Origin of the sequence: Leptospira andrefontaineae, from assembly GCF_004770105.1 — a bacterium.
In the GTDB taxonomy this organism is placed as follows: domain Bacteria; phylum Spirochaetota; class Leptospiria; order Leptospirales; family Leptospiraceae; genus Leptospira_B; species Leptospira_B andrefontaineae.
Genome location: NZ_RQEY01000018.1, coordinates 490,088 through 504,851, shown reverse-complemented (window position 1 = coordinate 504,851; position 14,764 = coordinate 490,088). Strand labels below are relative to the sequence as shown.

At 40.8% G+C, this 14,764-nt stretch carries 16 protein-coding genes; 5 read left to right on the top strand and 11 right to left on the bottom strand.

All coding sequences use genetic code 11. The features are described from left to right. Window positions 1-74: 74 nt before the first annotated feature. The 6 genes from hslU to EHO65_RS14000 are packed head-to-tail and all read right to left on the bottom strand — an operon-like array spanning window position 75 to window position 5,468. On the bottom strand, window positions 75-1,511 hold the full coding sequence (hslU, locus tag EHO65_RS14025) for an ATP-dependent protease ATPase subunit HslU (RefSeq protein WP_135775202.1): 1,437 nt from the start codon (window positions 1,509-1,511) through the stop codon (window positions 75-77). Continuing rightward, window positions 1,508-2,065, bottom strand: a complete 558-nt coding sequence (hslV, locus tag EHO65_RS14020; protein ID WP_423789952.1) for an ATP-dependent protease subunit HslV — start codon at window positions 2,063-2,065, stop codon at window positions 1,508-1,510. The genes hslU and hslV overlap by 4 nt, the downstream gene beginning before the upstream one ends. Then, window positions 2,040-2,993, bottom strand: coding sequence for a tyrosine recombinase XerC (locus EHO65_RS14015; RefSeq protein ID WP_135775201.1), 954 nt, complete (start codon window positions 2,991-2,993; stop codon window positions 2,040-2,042). Before EHO65_RS14015 ends, hslV begins: the two co-directional genes overlap by 26 nt. Window positions 2,994-3,042: 49 nt before the next feature. Next, entirely contained in the window at window positions 3,043-3,612 is a 570-nt protein-coding gene (pth, locus tag EHO65_RS14010; RefSeq protein WP_135775200.1) for an aminoacyl-tRNA hydrolase, read from the bottom strand. After that, window positions 3,600-5,150 (bottom strand): (R)-citramalate synthase CimA, encoded by a 1,551-nt coding sequence (cimA, locus tag EHO65_RS14005; protein WP_135775199.1) that lies wholly within the window; start codon window positions 5,148-5,150, stop codon window positions 3,600-3,602. The genes pth and cimA overlap by 13 nt, the downstream gene beginning before the upstream one ends. Continuing rightward, entirely contained in the window at window positions 5,151-5,468 is a 318-nt protein-coding gene (locus EHO65_RS14000) for a Smr/MutS family protein (RefSeq protein ID WP_135775198.1), read from the bottom strand. It lies immediately after the preceding gene. Between the two features lie 125 nt (window positions 5,469-5,593). Between EHO65_RS14000 and EHO65_RS13995 the strand changes: the two genes are divergently transcribed. Further along, a complete protein-coding gene (locus tag EHO65_RS13995; RefSeq protein ID WP_135775197.1) occupies window positions 5,594-7,135 on the top strand; it encodes a phosphatase domain-containing protein in 1,542 nt (513 codons plus the stop codon). Here EHO65_RS13995 and EHO65_RS13990 read toward each other — a convergent pair. After that, on the bottom strand, window positions 7,132-7,776 hold the full coding sequence (locus tag EHO65_RS13990; RefSeq protein ID WP_135775196.1) for a DedA family protein: 645 nt from the start codon (window positions 7,774-7,776) through the stop codon (window positions 7,132-7,134). The genes EHO65_RS13995 and EHO65_RS13990 overlap by 4 nt on opposite strands. A gap of 137 nt (window positions 7,777-7,913) precedes the next feature. Here EHO65_RS13990 and EHO65_RS13985 point away from each other — a divergent pair, with 137 nt between their 5' ends. Genes EHO65_RS13985 through EHO65_RS13970 form a run of 4 tightly spaced genes read left to right on the top strand, consistent with a single transcriptional unit; the run spans window position 7,914 to window position 11,022 of the window. Then, window positions 7,914-8,342 (top strand): hypothetical protein, encoded by a 429-nt coding sequence (locus EHO65_RS13985; protein WP_244243534.1) that lies wholly within the window; start codon window positions 7,914-7,916, stop codon window positions 8,340-8,342. Then, on the top strand, window positions 8,342-9,454 hold the full coding sequence (locus EHO65_RS13980) for an AI-2E family transporter (protein ID WP_135775194.1): 1,113 nt from the start codon (window positions 8,342-8,344) through the stop codon (window positions 9,452-9,454). The genes EHO65_RS13985 and EHO65_RS13980 overlap by 1 nt, the downstream gene beginning before the upstream one ends. Window positions 9,455-9,460: 6 nt before the next feature. Beyond that, the gene (gene xseA, locus EHO65_RS13975) at window positions 9,461-10,735 is read left to right on the top strand and encodes an exodeoxyribonuclease VII large subunit (protein WP_135775193.1); all 1,275 of its coding nucleotides are present in this window, start codon (window positions 9,461-9,463) and stop codon (window positions 10,733-10,735) included. Further along, the gene (locus tag EHO65_RS13970) at window positions 10,735-11,022 is read left to right on the top strand and encodes an exodeoxyribonuclease VII small subunit (RefSeq protein ID WP_135775192.1); all 288 of its coding nucleotides are present in this window, start codon (window positions 10,735-10,737) and stop codon (window positions 11,020-11,022) included. The genes xseA and EHO65_RS13970 overlap by 1 nt, the downstream gene beginning before the upstream one ends. On the opposite strand, the gene EHO65_RS13965 is transcribed toward EHO65_RS13970, so the two are convergent. The 4 genes from EHO65_RS13965 to EHO65_RS13950 form a co-directional block, all read right to left on the bottom strand. Next, window positions 11,019-11,486, bottom strand: a complete 468-nt coding sequence (locus EHO65_RS13965; protein ID WP_135775191.1) for a DUF2752 domain-containing protein — start codon at window positions 11,484-11,486, stop codon at window positions 11,019-11,021. The genes EHO65_RS13970 and EHO65_RS13965 overlap by 4 nt on opposite strands. Next, complete coding sequence (locus tag EHO65_RS13960; protein WP_135775190.1) at window positions 11,458-11,826, bottom strand: DUF5684 domain-containing protein; 369 nt, start codon at window positions 11,824-11,826, stop codon at window positions 11,458-11,460. Before EHO65_RS13960 ends, EHO65_RS13965 begins: the two co-directional genes overlap by 29 nt. Window positions 11,827-11,939: 113 nt before the next feature. Next, complete coding sequence (locus EHO65_RS13955) at window positions 11,940-12,416, bottom strand: hypothetical protein (protein WP_135775189.1); 477 nt, start codon at window positions 12,414-12,416, stop codon at window positions 11,940-11,942. A gap of 118 nt (window positions 12,417-12,534) precedes the next feature. Then, on the bottom strand, window positions 12,535-14,754 hold the full coding sequence (locus tag EHO65_RS13950) for a membrane dipeptidase (RefSeq protein WP_135775188.1): 2,220 nt from the start codon (window positions 14,752-14,754) through the stop codon (window positions 12,535-12,537). Between the last annotated feature and the right edge of the window lie 10 nt (window positions 14,755-14,764).

The following is a 14,764-nucleotide window of genomic DNA, read 5'->3' as shown; positions in this document are numbered from 1 at the left end:
CGAAGCCGCTAAGATAAGAAGGTTTTTAAATTAAGAACTCCAAAATCTCTTAGCGGTCTTAGCGCGAAAAAATCTTACAAAATATAACGACTTAGGTCTTTATCTTCTACGATTCCTTTGAGTTTGGACTCGACTGCTTTTTGATCTATTGTTAAGCTTCTTTGGTTTTCCGGTAAGTCCGGACCTTCGAAGCTTAGATCTTCTAAAAGTCTTTCCATAATAGTATTTAATCTACGAGCGCCTATGTTTTCATGTTTTTCGTTCATGTCATAGGCCATCTTCGCGATTTCTTTGATCCCGTCCGGGGCAAATTCTATTTTGATCCCATCAGTCTCTAATAATGCTTGGTATTGTTTTACTAGAGAAGATCTAGGAGCAGTCAGGATCTTTTCGAAATCTTCCATGGATAATTTTTCCAGTTCAACTCTGATAGGAAAACGTCCCTGCAATTCTGGGATAAGATCGGAAGGTTTAGACATATGGAATGCGCCTGCCGCGATAAACAGAATATGATCCGTTACAATCGGGCCGATCTTAGTGTTTACTGTTGCACCTTCTACGATCGGAAGTAAATCTCTTTGTACTCCTTCTCTGGATACATCAGCTCCGGCTCTTCCTTCTCTGCTTGCGATCTTATCAATCTCGTCTAAAAAAACGATGCCCATTTCTTCTACCCGTTTTTGGGCTTCCCTTTGCAACTTGTCTGGATCTAAAAGTTTCTCAGCTTCCGCTTCTTCTAAAACTTTGAGAGCTTCCGGGATCGGTAATTTTCTTTTTTTCTGTTTTTTAGGCATTAGATCGCCCAAAACATTTTGGATATGATTATCCAGATCTTCCATATTCCCTGCACCGAATACCTGCAACATAGGAAGTCCTTGCGGACCCGCTTGAGGAATATCTATCTCTATTATTTGTTCGTTTAGTTTTCCGGATTTGAGCTTCTTTCTCATTGTCTCGCGGGTTTCTGAAAATCTTCTTTCTCTTTCTTCTTCCGCTTCATTTGTGGAGAAGCCGATGGAAGGAGGATGAGGATCCGCGATGGATGTTTTGGCCGGGAAAGGAAGTAGGATATCCAACAACGCTTCTTCCGCTCTTTCTTTGGCTTTCGCCTCTACTTCCTTTCTGAATTCTTGTTTCACTAGGTTTAAAGAAACCATTGCAAGATCTCTGATGATACTTTCTACGTCCCGACCTACATAACCTACTTCTGTAAATTTTGTACTTTCTACTTTTAGAAAAGGTGCGCCACATAGTTTGGAAAGTCTTCTTGCGATTTCCGTCTTTCCTACTCCTGTTGGGCCGATCATGATTATGTTTTTAGGATAAATTTCTTCTCTTAGTTCTGGATCAAGTTTTCTTCGTCTAGTTCTGTTTCTAAGAGCAATTGCCACTGCTTTTTTGGCGTTCTTCTGTCCTATGATATGTTCGTCTAGTTTGGAAACAATTTGTCTAGGAGTGAGTTCATCATCTCCTAATTTGGTTTCACTGCTTGGAGGAAGGAATTCGCTCATTGTCCGATTTCCTCTACAATTATATTATGATTTGTGTATATACAAATATCAGCGGCTATGTTCATGGCTTCTTTTACTATTTGAGAAGGTTCTAAGTTTGTATGATTATAGAGAGCTCTTGCAGCGGAGAGTGCATAATTTCCGCCGGAACCGATTGCTAAAATCCCATCATCCGGTGAGATCACATCCCCTGTTCCGGAAACTAAAAAGGATTCGTCCTTATCCGCTACGATAAGCATTGCTTCTAGTCTGCGAAGCGCTCTGTCTGATCTCCATTCTCTGGCAAGTTCGACTGCGGATCTGGAAAGACTTCCCCCGTATTCTTGTACTTTTTTTTCAAATAATTCGAATAAGGTGAATGCGTCCGCAGCGGAACCGGCAAAGCCGGATACAATTTTATCAGAGTAAAGTTTACGAACTTTTCTAGCGGTATTCTTCATGACGGTGTTTCCGAAAGAAACCTGTCCGTCACCTGCGATCGCTACTTTTCCGCCTTTGCGAACGCAGAGTATCGTGGTTGCATGTATTTTATTTGGATTTATCGAGTCTTGCATGTGGGTGAGCCTTTCGGTAAACCTCTTTGATCTTTTCCTTACTCACGCTCAGGTAAACCTGGGTGGTGGATAGAGAGGAATGCCCCAAAAGCTCTTGGACTGCGCGGATATCCGCGCCGGCATCAAGCAAGTCCGTTGCGAACGTGTGACGGAATTTGTGGGGGGTAATGGGTTTGTCCCATCCCATTCTTTTCCTTCTCTCGTTCAAAATATAACGAACCCCTCTGGTCGTCAGTTTATTTCCCTTTTGGTTCAGAAAAATTTCATCAGATCTTGGGCGAAATCTAGGGCGCACATCTAAGTATTCATTTAGACTTTTGATGGCTTCTTTTCCCAAATATACGTATCTTTCTTTTCTTCTTTTACCAAGGACTTTTAAGATAGTATGATCCGCTGATAATTGTACTAGAGTCGCATCGACTAACTCGAAAACCCTGAGTCCTGAAGAATACAACACTTCTAAGATCGCTTTATCCCTGATGTTTAATATTTCAGAAGCGTTTTCATTCTCGTATTCGTATTCTAAAATACTTTCTGTTTCTTCTATCCTGAAATTTTTAGGGACTTGTTTTCTTGTTTTAGGAAAACTAACGGAGAGGATCGGATTTCCGGGTACCAAATTATCTTTTAATAATACTTTGTAGAATGTCCTAAGACTGGATAGTTTTCGGCTTTGGGTCCTTCTATCCAAACCTTGGTTTTTAGAAAGGAATGCAAAATAAGAACGAACATCCACTGATTCTAATTGGTAGATTTCTATCTGTTCTTGTAGGCAGAATTCGAAGAATGATTTCAGGTCTAGGAGGTACGCGTTGAGAGTGTTTTGGGAATAATTTTTTTCGACCCTCAGATATTCATAAAAACGAGAAGCGGCAGAATTCAGGATTTCAGAAGGAAATTGGGGAAGTTTGACCGCGTATTCGCTCACAGGTTTCTCCGGATAAAAATCCCCGGAGAATTAAGCCGTCCGGGATAGTTTATTTATCGGAGGCTTTTGAAAAAATGATCTGTCTTTCCCGGACCCAATCCTTGATTTTTTGTTTTGCCTGGTCGAATAATTCGGGCAATTTACTCATTTCTTCCTGGTTAAAATTGGATAGAACATGTCCTGCTGTGAGTGCACTGTCCCCAGGTTTTCCCACTCCGAATCTGAGTCTGAAAAAATCAGGTGAACCAAGTTTTTCGGAAATATCTTTGATCCCATTATGGCCGCCGTTGCCGCCACTTTGTTTAAATTTGAGTTTGGAAAATGGGAAATCCACTTCGTCATGAATGACTAAAATATTTTCAGGAGGGATCCCATTTTTACGGGAAAGCTCCGAGACTGCTTTTCCGGAAAGATTCATATATTCTAAAGGTTTTAGAAAATAATAGGAAACTCCGTCCTTGTCTAGTTTTCCCTTTGCTTCTTTGGAAGAATGGTTCAAATCCACTCCCCAATCTTTGGTAATATCGTCCAATACCAGAAAGCCTATATTATGACGGTTTCTTTCGTATTTTTGGCCAGGATTTCCCAGACCAACTATCATCAGTTTTAAGTTTGCCATGCGGGAAGAATTAAGTTCAGCATTTTTTCTGTAGCTAAAACTGCAGCTACTGTTTGGTCGCAGTGGATTCCCATGGTTTTGAAATTTTCTTCTTCATGATTTTCTAGTGCTTTATTCCAGGTGATCATTGTTTCCACGAGTGCATCCGTTTTTCCGCCAGGAGGGATCCGAACCTCATAGTCTACGAGTCTAGGAATAGAAAGACCTGCTTTGGAAGCGATACTAGTCAGTGCTGACATGAAAGCGTCGTAGCCACCGTCTCCTTCTCCTTCCTCGGAAAATTTTTTATCATGATATTCTAATTCTACGAATGCCTTTGGGCGGATCCCTATACCGGAATTGATCTTACATCCGGTGATCTTGATTGCTTGTACGCTAGAATTTCCTGAAACGTCCGCGATGATAAATGGAAGATCTTCCGGTGTGATCGTTTTGTTTTGGTCACCTAGTTCTATTACTTTTTCCAATACCTTTTTTTCTATCTCTGGAGAAAGTACAAGACCAAGTTGTTTTAGATTTTCGGAGATGCTTGCTTTTCCTGCAAGTTTACCAAGTGCATAACTTCTTTTTCTGCCAAAACGTTCCGGCAAAATCGGGTTCGCATATAAATTCCCTTTTTTATCCCCATCTGCGTGGACTCCTGCAGTTTGGGTGAATACATCTTCTCCCACTACTGGACGGTTTGCGGAGATCCTTTTCCCACTGAATACTTCTACCAAACGGCTTGCTTCGGAGATTGATTTTTCGTCCACATCTGTGCATACACCCACTTTATCATGAAGTGCGGTGATCACTGCTTCGAGTGGAGAATTTCCAGCCCTTTCTCCGAGTCCATTTACACTAACGTGTAAACCTTTTGCTCCCGCTTTGACCGCGAATAAACAATTTGCTACGGAAAGATCGTAATCGTTATGTCCATGAAATTCAAAATGTAGTTCCGGATGTTTTCCAGTAAGAAGTGAAATTCCTGAGAATGTTTCGTCGGGAGAAAGAACTCCCAATGTATCCGGGAGAAAAATTTTGCCTAATGGTTCTTTGGAAAGATGAGAAACAAAATCTAGAACATATTCTTTACTATTTAGATATCCGTTGGACCAATCTTCCAAATAGATATTCACTTCCAGGCCATTCTTTTTAGCGTATTGAATGGTTTCGGATACTTCTTCAAAATGTTCTTTTGGAGTTTTTTTGAGCTGCCCTTGGAGATGTTTGAGGGAGCCTTTTGTAAGTAGATTTAAGGTTTTAGCTCCGGAAGCAAGGATCCAATCCACACTTTTGTGAGAATCTACGAATCCTAGGATCTCGATCCTTTTTTCGAGACCTTCGGAAGCTGCCCAGGACATGATACCTCGGACACTTTCCAATTCTCCCTGGGATACTCGAGCAGATGCGATCTCCACTCTATCTACTTTCAGATTTTGTAATAGAAATTTTGCGATATTTAGTTTTTCGGAAGCAGAGAAACTTACACCTCTGGTTTGCTCTCCATCTCTGAGAGTTACATCCAGAATTTGGACTTTAGGTCTTGCGTTTCCCATTTATTTTAAATACTTTTTTAGATCTTCCGAGGAAGGACCCATGATCTCCACAAGTGTGGAACCAGGGTTATTTGCCAGGTGAAGTCCACCATCTTCTAAAATTTTCAGAAAGGAATGTTCTCGGATATAATCGTCGGTCATTTTTTTCAAAACTCCCTCGCCTATTCCGTGTACAACTTCTACCAGGGTTTCCCCTTTCATGAATGCGGCTTGGATTTCCCGATCCAGGAGCCGATATGCCTCTTCATATCTCATTTTACGGATATAAATCGACTTGGGGCCTTTTCGGTTCCCGTCCGAATGTTTCCCTCTCGCCATTCTAAGACCATCCTAGGCGGACCTTTTCTCTCGAAAACAAAGAAATTGGATTTTTGCTTTCCCTTTAGAAGCCCCATGTTAGAGTTTTCCTTTCCCAAAATGTTAAAAAGGAATCCTGTAAGCTTGTGACGGAAGAAACAGAACGCAAAATTTCCAAGAATACCGAGAAACGTAGGGCCGCAATTTGCGGAGGAACTCTCGGCAGAGAAAACCGTTATTATATCAGAGGCCAAGTAGTGGATATCTCCGTCAGCGAAGAAATGACGGATCCTAAAAAATGGGACCTTCTTACGGGATTATTCCAAGGACAAGAAAAAGAGATCACTCCATTTTTAGACTATGGACTCGAGTCAGTGCGTAAGCCTATCCTTCTCGCGGAGATTGTGGACCAATCCGGTAAGGTATTACATCGTTCTCCTGAGATCAGAGGAGACGAAAGTGGATTTTTCTTTCATGAGTTTACCTTTCCTTTGGCTCCGGGAAATTATACATTTCATATTCATTTCTTAAAACCTGATTCTTATAGACAGTTCGGAAAAGATCTGGCTTACTTAAACACCCCCGGCAAACATGAGTTAGTCTCCCAAAGTTTGATTGGAATGGGTGCATTACGTATTTTATCTGAAGAATATACGGGGATCGTAACTACTTCCGATATCGACCAGACTTATCTTGCTACGGATATCCATTCCAATAAGGGAAAAATTTCCACATTATTCGAAACGCCTGAGCAGAAATTACCTTTGCCTGGAATGCCTACCTTATTTAAGGAATTGAGAGAAGCTACGACAGATTCTCCTCTTTGTTTTATTTCTGCAAGTCCTCATTTTTTCCGAAGGACCCTACTTTCTACATTCAGGACCCAAGGTGTAAAAACCGAATCACTTCATTTAAAGTATTTAGAAGGTACTTTAAAAGGAATGGTGGATAAGTTTTGGGACACTCTTTCCCATCCTACTAGATTTCTAACAGAAGGTCTTTGGGGGGCTGTGGAGAGGGTTCGTAAATTTGCAGGATCTTCTTTCCAAAGTTTATTCGATCAATTGGCGTATAAACTTACGATCCTTCTTAGGGATAGGATCTATCTTCCTACAAACTCAAAAGAGATTTTGCTTGGGGACAATACTGAAAGTGATTATCTGATTTTTATTTTGTATCAGTTTATCCTGACTGGAGCATTACAAGGGAAAGAATTAGAAGATTATCTTTATAAGCTGAACTTTTTAGGAAGAGATGCTATTACACGGGATAATGCTAAGTTAATCCGAGAACTTGCGGAAGAAAATCATAGGATCCATGGAAATATCAATCCTGTTCAATTGGTTCTAATTAATAAAACGGAACTAGGGCCTCCTTCCGACGAAATGAAATGGAATGTAAGAAGTGCACTTCCAACCGGTTTAGATCCTTGGAAGACGGAAGGAATAGCGCCGTATATTCCTACAGATGGCGCTTTAGGTTTTGCACTTGTGATGGTAGAAAGAGAAATTTTAGATCTTTCTTCTGTTTTAAAAATTTCAGGAGATATGGCAGGACAATGGTTCGAAGGAAAAGTGATAGAACCGAATGTTTTATTGGAGCTTGCTAAAAAATTAGAACTTCCTAAAGAAACAGAATCAATTCATAAAAAGTTTGTAAAAACTTTAAAAGAAGTTTTGGAAGCCTAGGCTTCCTTTCTTCTTTCGAAAAACTTTTTGTAGATTATAAATCCAAGAACTGCGGTCACAAAGAAGCCTGTAAAAATTTTATTATACAAAGCTAAAAATTCCAGGACCTTCTCCCAATGAGATCCTAGGTAAAATCCACCATAGATCAGTATCCCACACCAAATAGTGACTGCTAATGTGAATGCGGAGAAAAACAAAACAGGCCTCATATCCACCATTCCAGCGACGATAGAAACAAAGAATCGTATTCCTGCGGAGAATCTAGAGAAGATTACTACAACCACTCCATTTCTGGAAAACCAATCCAAGGTTTTTTGAATCGATTCTTCGTTATAAAGTTCTGATTTGAATGGAAAGTTTTTATTCTTCAGCCACTCGAGAAGCTTATGGCCGAATGCATACATTACCCAGGCACCTGCAAGATTTCCAACTAAGGTGCTAGAGACCAGTTCCCAAAAACTTAAGGCACCTCTTGCGAGTAAAAATCCTCCGAATGCAGTAACAGTATCTCCTGGCCAAGGAGGAAAAACGTTTTCAGTAAAATTGGAAAATGCGAAAAAAAACCAGACCAGGGCGCTAGGCAGACCGGATACCCAATCCAATAGAGTTTGGATATAAAAATCGAATCCGGCGAATTGCATCTAGAAAAGGATTGTCAAGGGGGAAGCGTTAGATTCAACTAAATTTCGTGGAAGGCCGCAGTTTCTCGCAAGTCCTCGGTTCGGTTCTAGTATTTTTACTGATCGGGAATCTTTCTCTTTTTGCTCAGGATACCAAATTGCCCGATTTGATGAGTCCTGATCCTGTAAAAACCAAAAAGGTCAAGGATAGACCTAAAATTTTCAGGCATAACCAACTTACTATAGTGGAAAAACCGTATAAGGCGCCTTCTTCCATTCCTAGTAATTTTGTTCCGGATGATTCAGAGGTATTGTTTTTTACCGAATTAAAAGCGGATCGCCTTCTGGAGAATAAAGAAGCGGTTGTAGTTTTTAAAACTTCTCTTCCAAAAACCACTATGGAGAGATATTATGAATATCTGATCTCCAGTTTTGGTCATAAAATTTTACAAAGCCAAAAATCTGAGGAGAAAAGTTTATATTTGGTGGATATTCTTCGACATAAGGTTCTCGCTATCACTATCCATCCCGAAGAAAAAGGAAGTATCGTAAAATTATTCCAGAAAACTACGAACGGAGGATTTTGATGTCCCCCAAAGAAGGACAGGAAACCAACCGAAAACTTTTCAACCTGATCTTAGGTATATTCTGTATCGGGACAGGACTCTTACTCTTCGTAGTTTTACGACCATATTTTTATTCCGCACTCGTTGCTTTGATCCTATACCTAGCCACTCGCAAACAATACAAACAGTTGAGAAGATTGGTTGGCCCCAAGTTCGATCCATTGGCCCCTTACATTATGATCGGCTCCGTTTGTATGATCGTAATTTTACCTTCTTATTTTATGATCCGTACTCTGATTGAAGAATCTCTTTCTATTTTATTTAAGATCAGGATCTCTCTTTCGGAAGATAAGATCATAGATACGATCATGAGTTTGAATATACTCACTGATCTTTTTACCGATAATCCTTTCTTCTGGGTAAAACTTCCTGAAATCTACGGGGATTTTGCTAAGAACTATATAGATATTTTGAACTTGGACAGCTTGTATGCTGTTTTGAGCAATGCTTCTTCTTTTATTTTAGGTTCCATCGATCTTCCTGCCGGAATTATCATGAATCTATTCTTCTCACTTTTACTTTTGTTCTTCTTCTACCAAGACGGAAGAAAGATAGAAAGATTCATCTTGGACAATCTACCCTTCTCCACTGAGGTAGAAGAGCAAGTAGGTAGAAAGATAGCCTCTGCTGTACAGACTGTATTTAAAGGAAATCTGATTGTTTCCATTATGCAAGGGGCTGGAGTTTATATTCTTCTTTTGTTCGCAAAAATTTCCAACCCTTTCTTATATGCGAGTCTTGCAGCATTCTTCTCTTTGATTCCGGTGATTGGAACCTCGGTGGTTTGGTTGCCGATCGGTCTTTATTTGATGTTTATTGAGAATAATATCATAGGTGCGAGCTTATTTATGGTAATGGGGCTCACCTTGTATATAGTTCTAGAGAATGTTGTAAAACCTAAGATGTTGGATAAAAAACTTAGGATACACCCTTTGTTGATCTTCTTATCTTTGATCGGGGGGATCCAAGAATTCGGGATTATGGGTCTGGTTTTAGGACCGGTTGCTGTCACAATGGTTGTGATCCTTTGGGACTTCTGGAAATTATACAGAAAAGATTTTTTCGCTAGTTAATTTCGGATGGAAGAAACAAAAACATATTCCGTTTCGGAAATCAATTCAATCGTTAAACAACTTCTAACTGGTCCGGATATTCTTAGAAATATCTGGATCCAAGGAGAGATCTCTAATTATTCCAAATCTCATCAGGGCCATATTTATTTTAACCTAAAAGATCCAAAATCCCTGATCGCTTGCACTTTTTTCTCTTATAGCAATGGAAGATATAAGGGGAAACCTTTGGAAAATGGAATGGAGATAAAGGCATTCGGTGCAATCTCCGTTTACGAACCTAGGGGACAATATAATTTAAATATTTCTAAAGTAGAAGAGTTGGGACAAGGAGACCTTCTGCTTCAGATAGAAGAATTAAAAAGAAAACTTGCTGCTCAGGGAGTATTCGATCCGGAAAGAAAAAGGAAACTCCCAGCGTTTCCGTGGAGGATTGGTGTTGCCACTTCCCCTACAGGAGCAGCAATCGAAGATATTATCCGTATCTCTAAACAAAGATTTCCTAATATAGATATTTTGATCTCTCCATGCCTTGTACAAGGAGACGGAGCACCTGAATCCATTATTTCTGCAATTAAACAGTTGAATGATCCTAAGTGGGACGTGGATCTGATCATTGCAGGTCGAGGTGGCGGAAGTACGGAAGACCTAATGGCTTTTAATGACGAAAAAGTGGTACTCGCATTTGCACAAAGCCGTGTTCCGATTATATCTGCGGTTGGCCACCAGATTGATTCAGTTCTTTCCGATTTGGCGGCGGACCATTTTGCACCTACTCCTACGGCTGCAGCGGAAATGGCAGTACCTGAAATGGAACTTGTAGAATCGGGGCTTTCAGAATTCGAAGTTAGGCTAAAAACTGCTTTAAAAAATCAGGCAAACAATCTGAAAGAAAAGCTTAGAATACTGACGAATAACAAAACATTCTTAGATCCTAAATCCATGTTGAATGATCGTATTTTGCAATTGGATGAGATCAATTCCAGAATACATCTATTGGGCAAAAATTATCTAATGAGCGCCCAGAACAAATTTAATCCGGTATCTACCGGGCTTATTACTTCTTTTAAAACCCAGTTGGAAAGAAAGAAGAAGGAGTTCCAACTTCTCTCGGGAAAATTGGAAGGTTTTTCTCCTTTAGGCACCTTAAAAAGAGGATATTCTGTGGTCCGTAAGAAAGGAAAAAAAGTCGTTACATCTCCGGCACAATTGGAGAAAGAGGAAGAACTAGAGGTCATTTTGGCGGAAGGTAGGATTCGGGTTTCTTACCAAGGTGAAATATAATGAGCAAAAAAACAGAAATCAGTTTTGAACAGGCCTTAACCGAATTGGAGCAGATCGCCGAAAATTTGGAAAGAGGACAATTGACCTTAGAAGAATCCATCAAATCTTATGAAAGAGGAATGGAGCTTAGAACACTTTGCCAATCTATCCTTGCGGAAGCAGAAGGAAAAATAGAATATCTTTCTAAATCAGGAAGTGGAGAAACCCAAAAGAAAACTGCGAATCCTAAGTCTGAAACTTCTTCTAGAGCGGCGACTCCACCTGCGGACGATGATGAGTTATTTTAATAGAAATGTTTGATATAGTACCAAACAAAAATTGAAATAACTCCTAAATAGGCAAAAACTTCAGTAAAACGATTTTCTAAAATTTTTCTCCATACTTGTTTGCCTAGATTCCATCGGATGATAAAACCGGAAGTCCCTAAAATGGCGATTGGAATTCCGAATGGATGATAGTTCCAGGACCCGGAAAAATCCCCTCTAAAAAAACAAATCACGGATCTAGTCAGCCCACAGCCTGGACAATCCCAACCTGTTAACTGTTTCCACCAACAGATCGTGAACCAATGTTCCGATTCGGTCTCTAATGGAAGTTGAAAAGAAATTAAAATGGCTAGGACAAGAAATACGATTAAAGATAATGAAATAGTAAAAAGTAATCGAAATATGGGATTAGAAACCGGACCGCCTGTGGGTCCGGCTTCTAATATTAAAAAACCCTTAAGCTGATTTCGCAGCTGGTCCCACATATTTTGAATCAGAGAATGCTAGTATTGGATATCCAATTCCAAAAATGAAAAGTACCGCATAACCTGCAGTTTTACCGAATGATTTAGCCAAATCGATAGCAACAAGAATGCTGATAACGAGACCAACGCAAGGAACGAAAAATAGGATAAACCACCAACCAGGTCTTCCAACGATTTCCATTAACACATAAAGGTTATAAATTGGAATGATCCCTGCCCAACCGGGTCTGCCTGCTTTTTCGAAAATTTTCCAGAAGGAAAATAGGAATACCCCGAGGATCGCAATATAGACGATCGCGGTTATAACTAAACCGATTCCTGAACCTGAACTTTCTTCCATTCGTTTTGCTCCAAAAATAGAATCTGAGGAAGTATATTTTTAATTTCAGGAAAGCAAGAAGAAAATTTGCGAAATTTTTAATTTCCTAAATAGATCGAATGGTTTAACCGGGATCACTGAACCGACAAAGTAATTGTTCCTGCATCCGTCACCGGGATGACCAGACAACGGGTGGAACCGTTTGTAGTACTTACTCCGGAATAGGATTCGGTCCCTATATTCTCACTTCTAACTTCTACCTGACTAAAATCCGTTGGGATCAGCACAGAATTTTCTGTCCCGATCCACAAGTCGGCTTCCCCACTTGTAAAACTAACGTTAAAGGTATTTGTTGCGCCATTTCCGGTAAAAGAATAGAAATAATAATAATAGCTGGCTCCGGAGAATGTATTGGAACCTCCAGTCACTATAGTCGGAACTGCTGAATCAGCACAGCCTCCAATTGGTACTGGGGTAAAACTAGAGCCGTAAGCAGAGTAAAGTAAACTAGCGGCTGTATCATCGGTGGAGTCTGTGTCTCCGTTGGAACATGCTACGGTTAATAGGAGGAATAAGGATATTAGAGTCTTGGGGTTCAATAAAAGCCTCATGGAGAATAAGCTCTTTTTATCTTAGAACCTATTCTTCTCTATTCGTTCCAAAGGCCAAACTTTTTCTTTTTGAGCTGTAGATACAAAAAGGCCCGCTCGGAAGCGGGCCCTTGTTCAATTACTGGATGCTTCCGCTCCTATTTACCGCGTTCTGCCACATTGTAGTGAAGAAGTCTGCGGATCTATAAACTGGTTCCAGGTCGGAACGTTTAAGTCCCTGCTGTCTCAAGTCTTCGAAGAAGTCAGGCATAAGCCCTATATGGGAGGCACCTTCCGTATTAAAATCGAATGTCCTATTCCCGAAGGAGTATTTTCCAAGAGAAGGAGAAGCCGCAAGAGTTGCCGCTAATCGAATGGAAGAATCCGGAGTGAATGGATATCCTACTTTAGAAGTTTCAGGTTGTGCAACGACTGAAGTTCCTCCAGGACATGCACGAGTTCCGAAACGAGGTCCAGGCATATGAGCAAATCCGTTAAAATCTGTTCCGATAGCAATCCTTCCATCATAAGCAGGATCACCTATTAGATTTTTGAGATATTGGTAAGACTGAGCGAATGTTTGGCTAGTTCCACCGCAAGCGTGTGCGATATAAGAGCCGTCACTGTTTTGTCTCCACTCACTTACTTCTTCCAGATTTCCTTGTCCGGTAATAAGCCCGATCATTCCACCTAAGGTACTGATACGTTTGAGTATAGCACCTGTAGGGTTTGCCTCATGACGATTTCCCTTATTTGCCATATCATACACGCCGGTGTGACCAGTTACGATACCCGGATATGATTGTTGCTCAGCAAAAGTGATCGCTCCGTCCAAAGATTTGGCGGACATATGGCCCACGTCGATGATCATTCCTTTCTTCATCAACTCTCTTAGCACCTTCTGTCCATAAGTAGTTAAACCAGCGGTGTTACAATCCTGTCCATAGTGTTTACAATCATACTTGGTTCCACTTCCTAGGATATTATAGAGACCTGCTCCACCGAATCCGTTGGTTTTCAAGTGGATCGGGAACACATAACGTAATCCAAGATCATACAACTCTTGAACACCTTGGGTGATCATTGAATCGTTACAGTTACTTCCTGTACAATCTACTAGATAGTCTACTTCCGCTCCTAAGACCACTGCAAGTTTACCACCAGAGATCACACTTTGCGCCTCTGCTGGAGTTTTTACGATACGGAACCAGCCCTGACCAGGACCGCCACTTTGAGAATCGATCCAGGCTTGCATATCATACACTGCTTGGGTTTGTCTACGTAAAGTGTTCATGTCGTTCAGGTCATAAACCGGATCGGTAGCGATCGCAATTCCTTTGATAATGTCTGGAAGTCCGTTATCAGTAGCTCCGAACATATAGTCACCATTGACCGCGAGTACTACCATGGCTCTCATACCGCCTTCATAGGCACGTTTGATCCATTCATAGTACATGGTTTGGTGAGTGTAGCTATTATTCGCAGGCCAATAAGGGAAGCCAGCATATCCTCTATTATCGTGACGAGCCGTTCCTAATAAGGCCCCGATAATATCATCTTGAACGATTGCTTCTACTCTTGAGTGTCCAGCAGAATGACCTTCATCTGAAGTGCTAGGACAATCTGCTAATGCAGTTGTAGCCGGTCCGAATGGAGATCCATGGAAGATCACTCCACCAAAACCTAAATTTGCCATTGGGTGAGTATGAAGATCTACATAACCTGGAAGAGTTCCACTTCTCTTAAGAGAATCGTTAGCTCCTCTATTATATGCTTGTGGAGCGGATTCACAACTTGAATCTGCAACATACCATTCTCCCCACATTCCTGTGGCTCCACCTGTATTCACACATCTATGAGGTGTAGTATAGGTTTTACCTGCGATTGTAATCGGCATCTTCGCACAGGCTTCTTCCCAAGTCAGGCCGACTATATTCCATAAACGTGAAGAATACTTTCTTTTACCTGCATAAGTGCCGGAAGACTGACAACCGTCATTCTTATGAGTGTAGTTATAGATACCGCCTTCGTCCGGTGCAGACCAGTTCGCTTCGCAAGAATCATCGATCAGATCGAATTCTCCCCACATATTGAATCCGGTATTTTTGCAACGACTTGGCTTAGTAAATACTTGGCCATTAATGGTTGCTCCCATATTAGCACAGGTAGTTTCCCAACTCTGTCCTGATGGGATCCCATAAAGGATCGCTGAATATTGACGTTTCCCTGGAAAAATTGCAGTGCAACTATCCTTCTTAAATGTTCCCCAATATGGATCGCCGAAAACGGACGTACTCGTAGCAAAGATAGCTAATAGTACGACACCTAACGCACGACCTCGTAAAAACCGAGCTTTCATACGTTTCTCT

Excerpts from the sequence above, each read along its gene's own strand:
- EHO65_RS13950 (WP_135775188.1), bottom strand. The coding sequence starts at position 14,754 with ATGAAAGCTCGGTTTTTACGAGGTCGTGCGTTAGGTGTCGTACTATTA.
- hslU (WP_135775202.1), bottom strand. The coding sequence starts at position 1,511 with ATGAGCGAATTCCTTCCTCCAAGCAGTGAAACCAAATTAGGAGATGAT.
- EHO65_RS13970 (WP_135775192.1), top strand. The coding sequence starts at position 10,735 with ATGAGCAAAAAAACAGAAATCAGTTTTGAACAGGCCTTAACCGAATTG.
- EHO65_RS13965 (WP_135775191.1), bottom strand. The coding sequence starts at position 11,486 with ATGTGGGACCAGCTGCGAAATCAGCTTAAGGGTTTTTTAATATTAGAA.
- EHO65_RS13955 (WP_135775189.1), bottom strand. The coding sequence starts at position 12,416 with ATGAGGCTTTTATTGAACCCCAAGACTCTAATATCCTTATTCCTCCTA.
- EHO65_RS14000 (WP_135775198.1), bottom strand. The coding sequence starts at position 5,468 with ATGGCGAGAGGGAAACATTCGGACGGGAACCGAAAAGGCCCCAAGTCG.
- hslV (WP_423789952.1), bottom strand. The coding sequence starts at position 2,065 with ATGCAAGACTCGATAAATCCAAATAAAATACATGCAACCACGATACTC.
- xseA (WP_135775193.1), top strand. The coding sequence starts at position 9,461 with ATGGAAGAAACAAAAACATATTCCGTTTCGGAAATCAATTCAATCGTT.
- EHO65_RS13980 (WP_135775194.1), top strand. The coding sequence starts at position 8,342 with ATGTCCCCCAAAGAAGGACAGGAAACCAACCGAAAACTTTTCAACCTG.
- cimA (WP_135775199.1), bottom strand. The coding sequence starts at position 5,150 with ATGGGAAACGCAAGACCTAAAGTCCAAATTCTGGATGTAACTCTCAGA.
- EHO65_RS13990 (WP_135775196.1), bottom strand. The coding sequence starts at position 7,776 with ATGCAATTCGCCGGATTCGATTTTTATATCCAAACTCTATTGGATTGG.
- pth (WP_135775200.1), bottom strand. The coding sequence starts at position 3,612 with ATGGCAAACTTAAAACTGATGATAGTTGGTCTGGGAAATCCTGGCCAA.
- EHO65_RS13960 (WP_135775190.1), bottom strand. The coding sequence starts at position 11,826 with ATGGAAGAAAGTTCAGGTTCAGGAATCGGTTTAGTTATAACCGCGATC.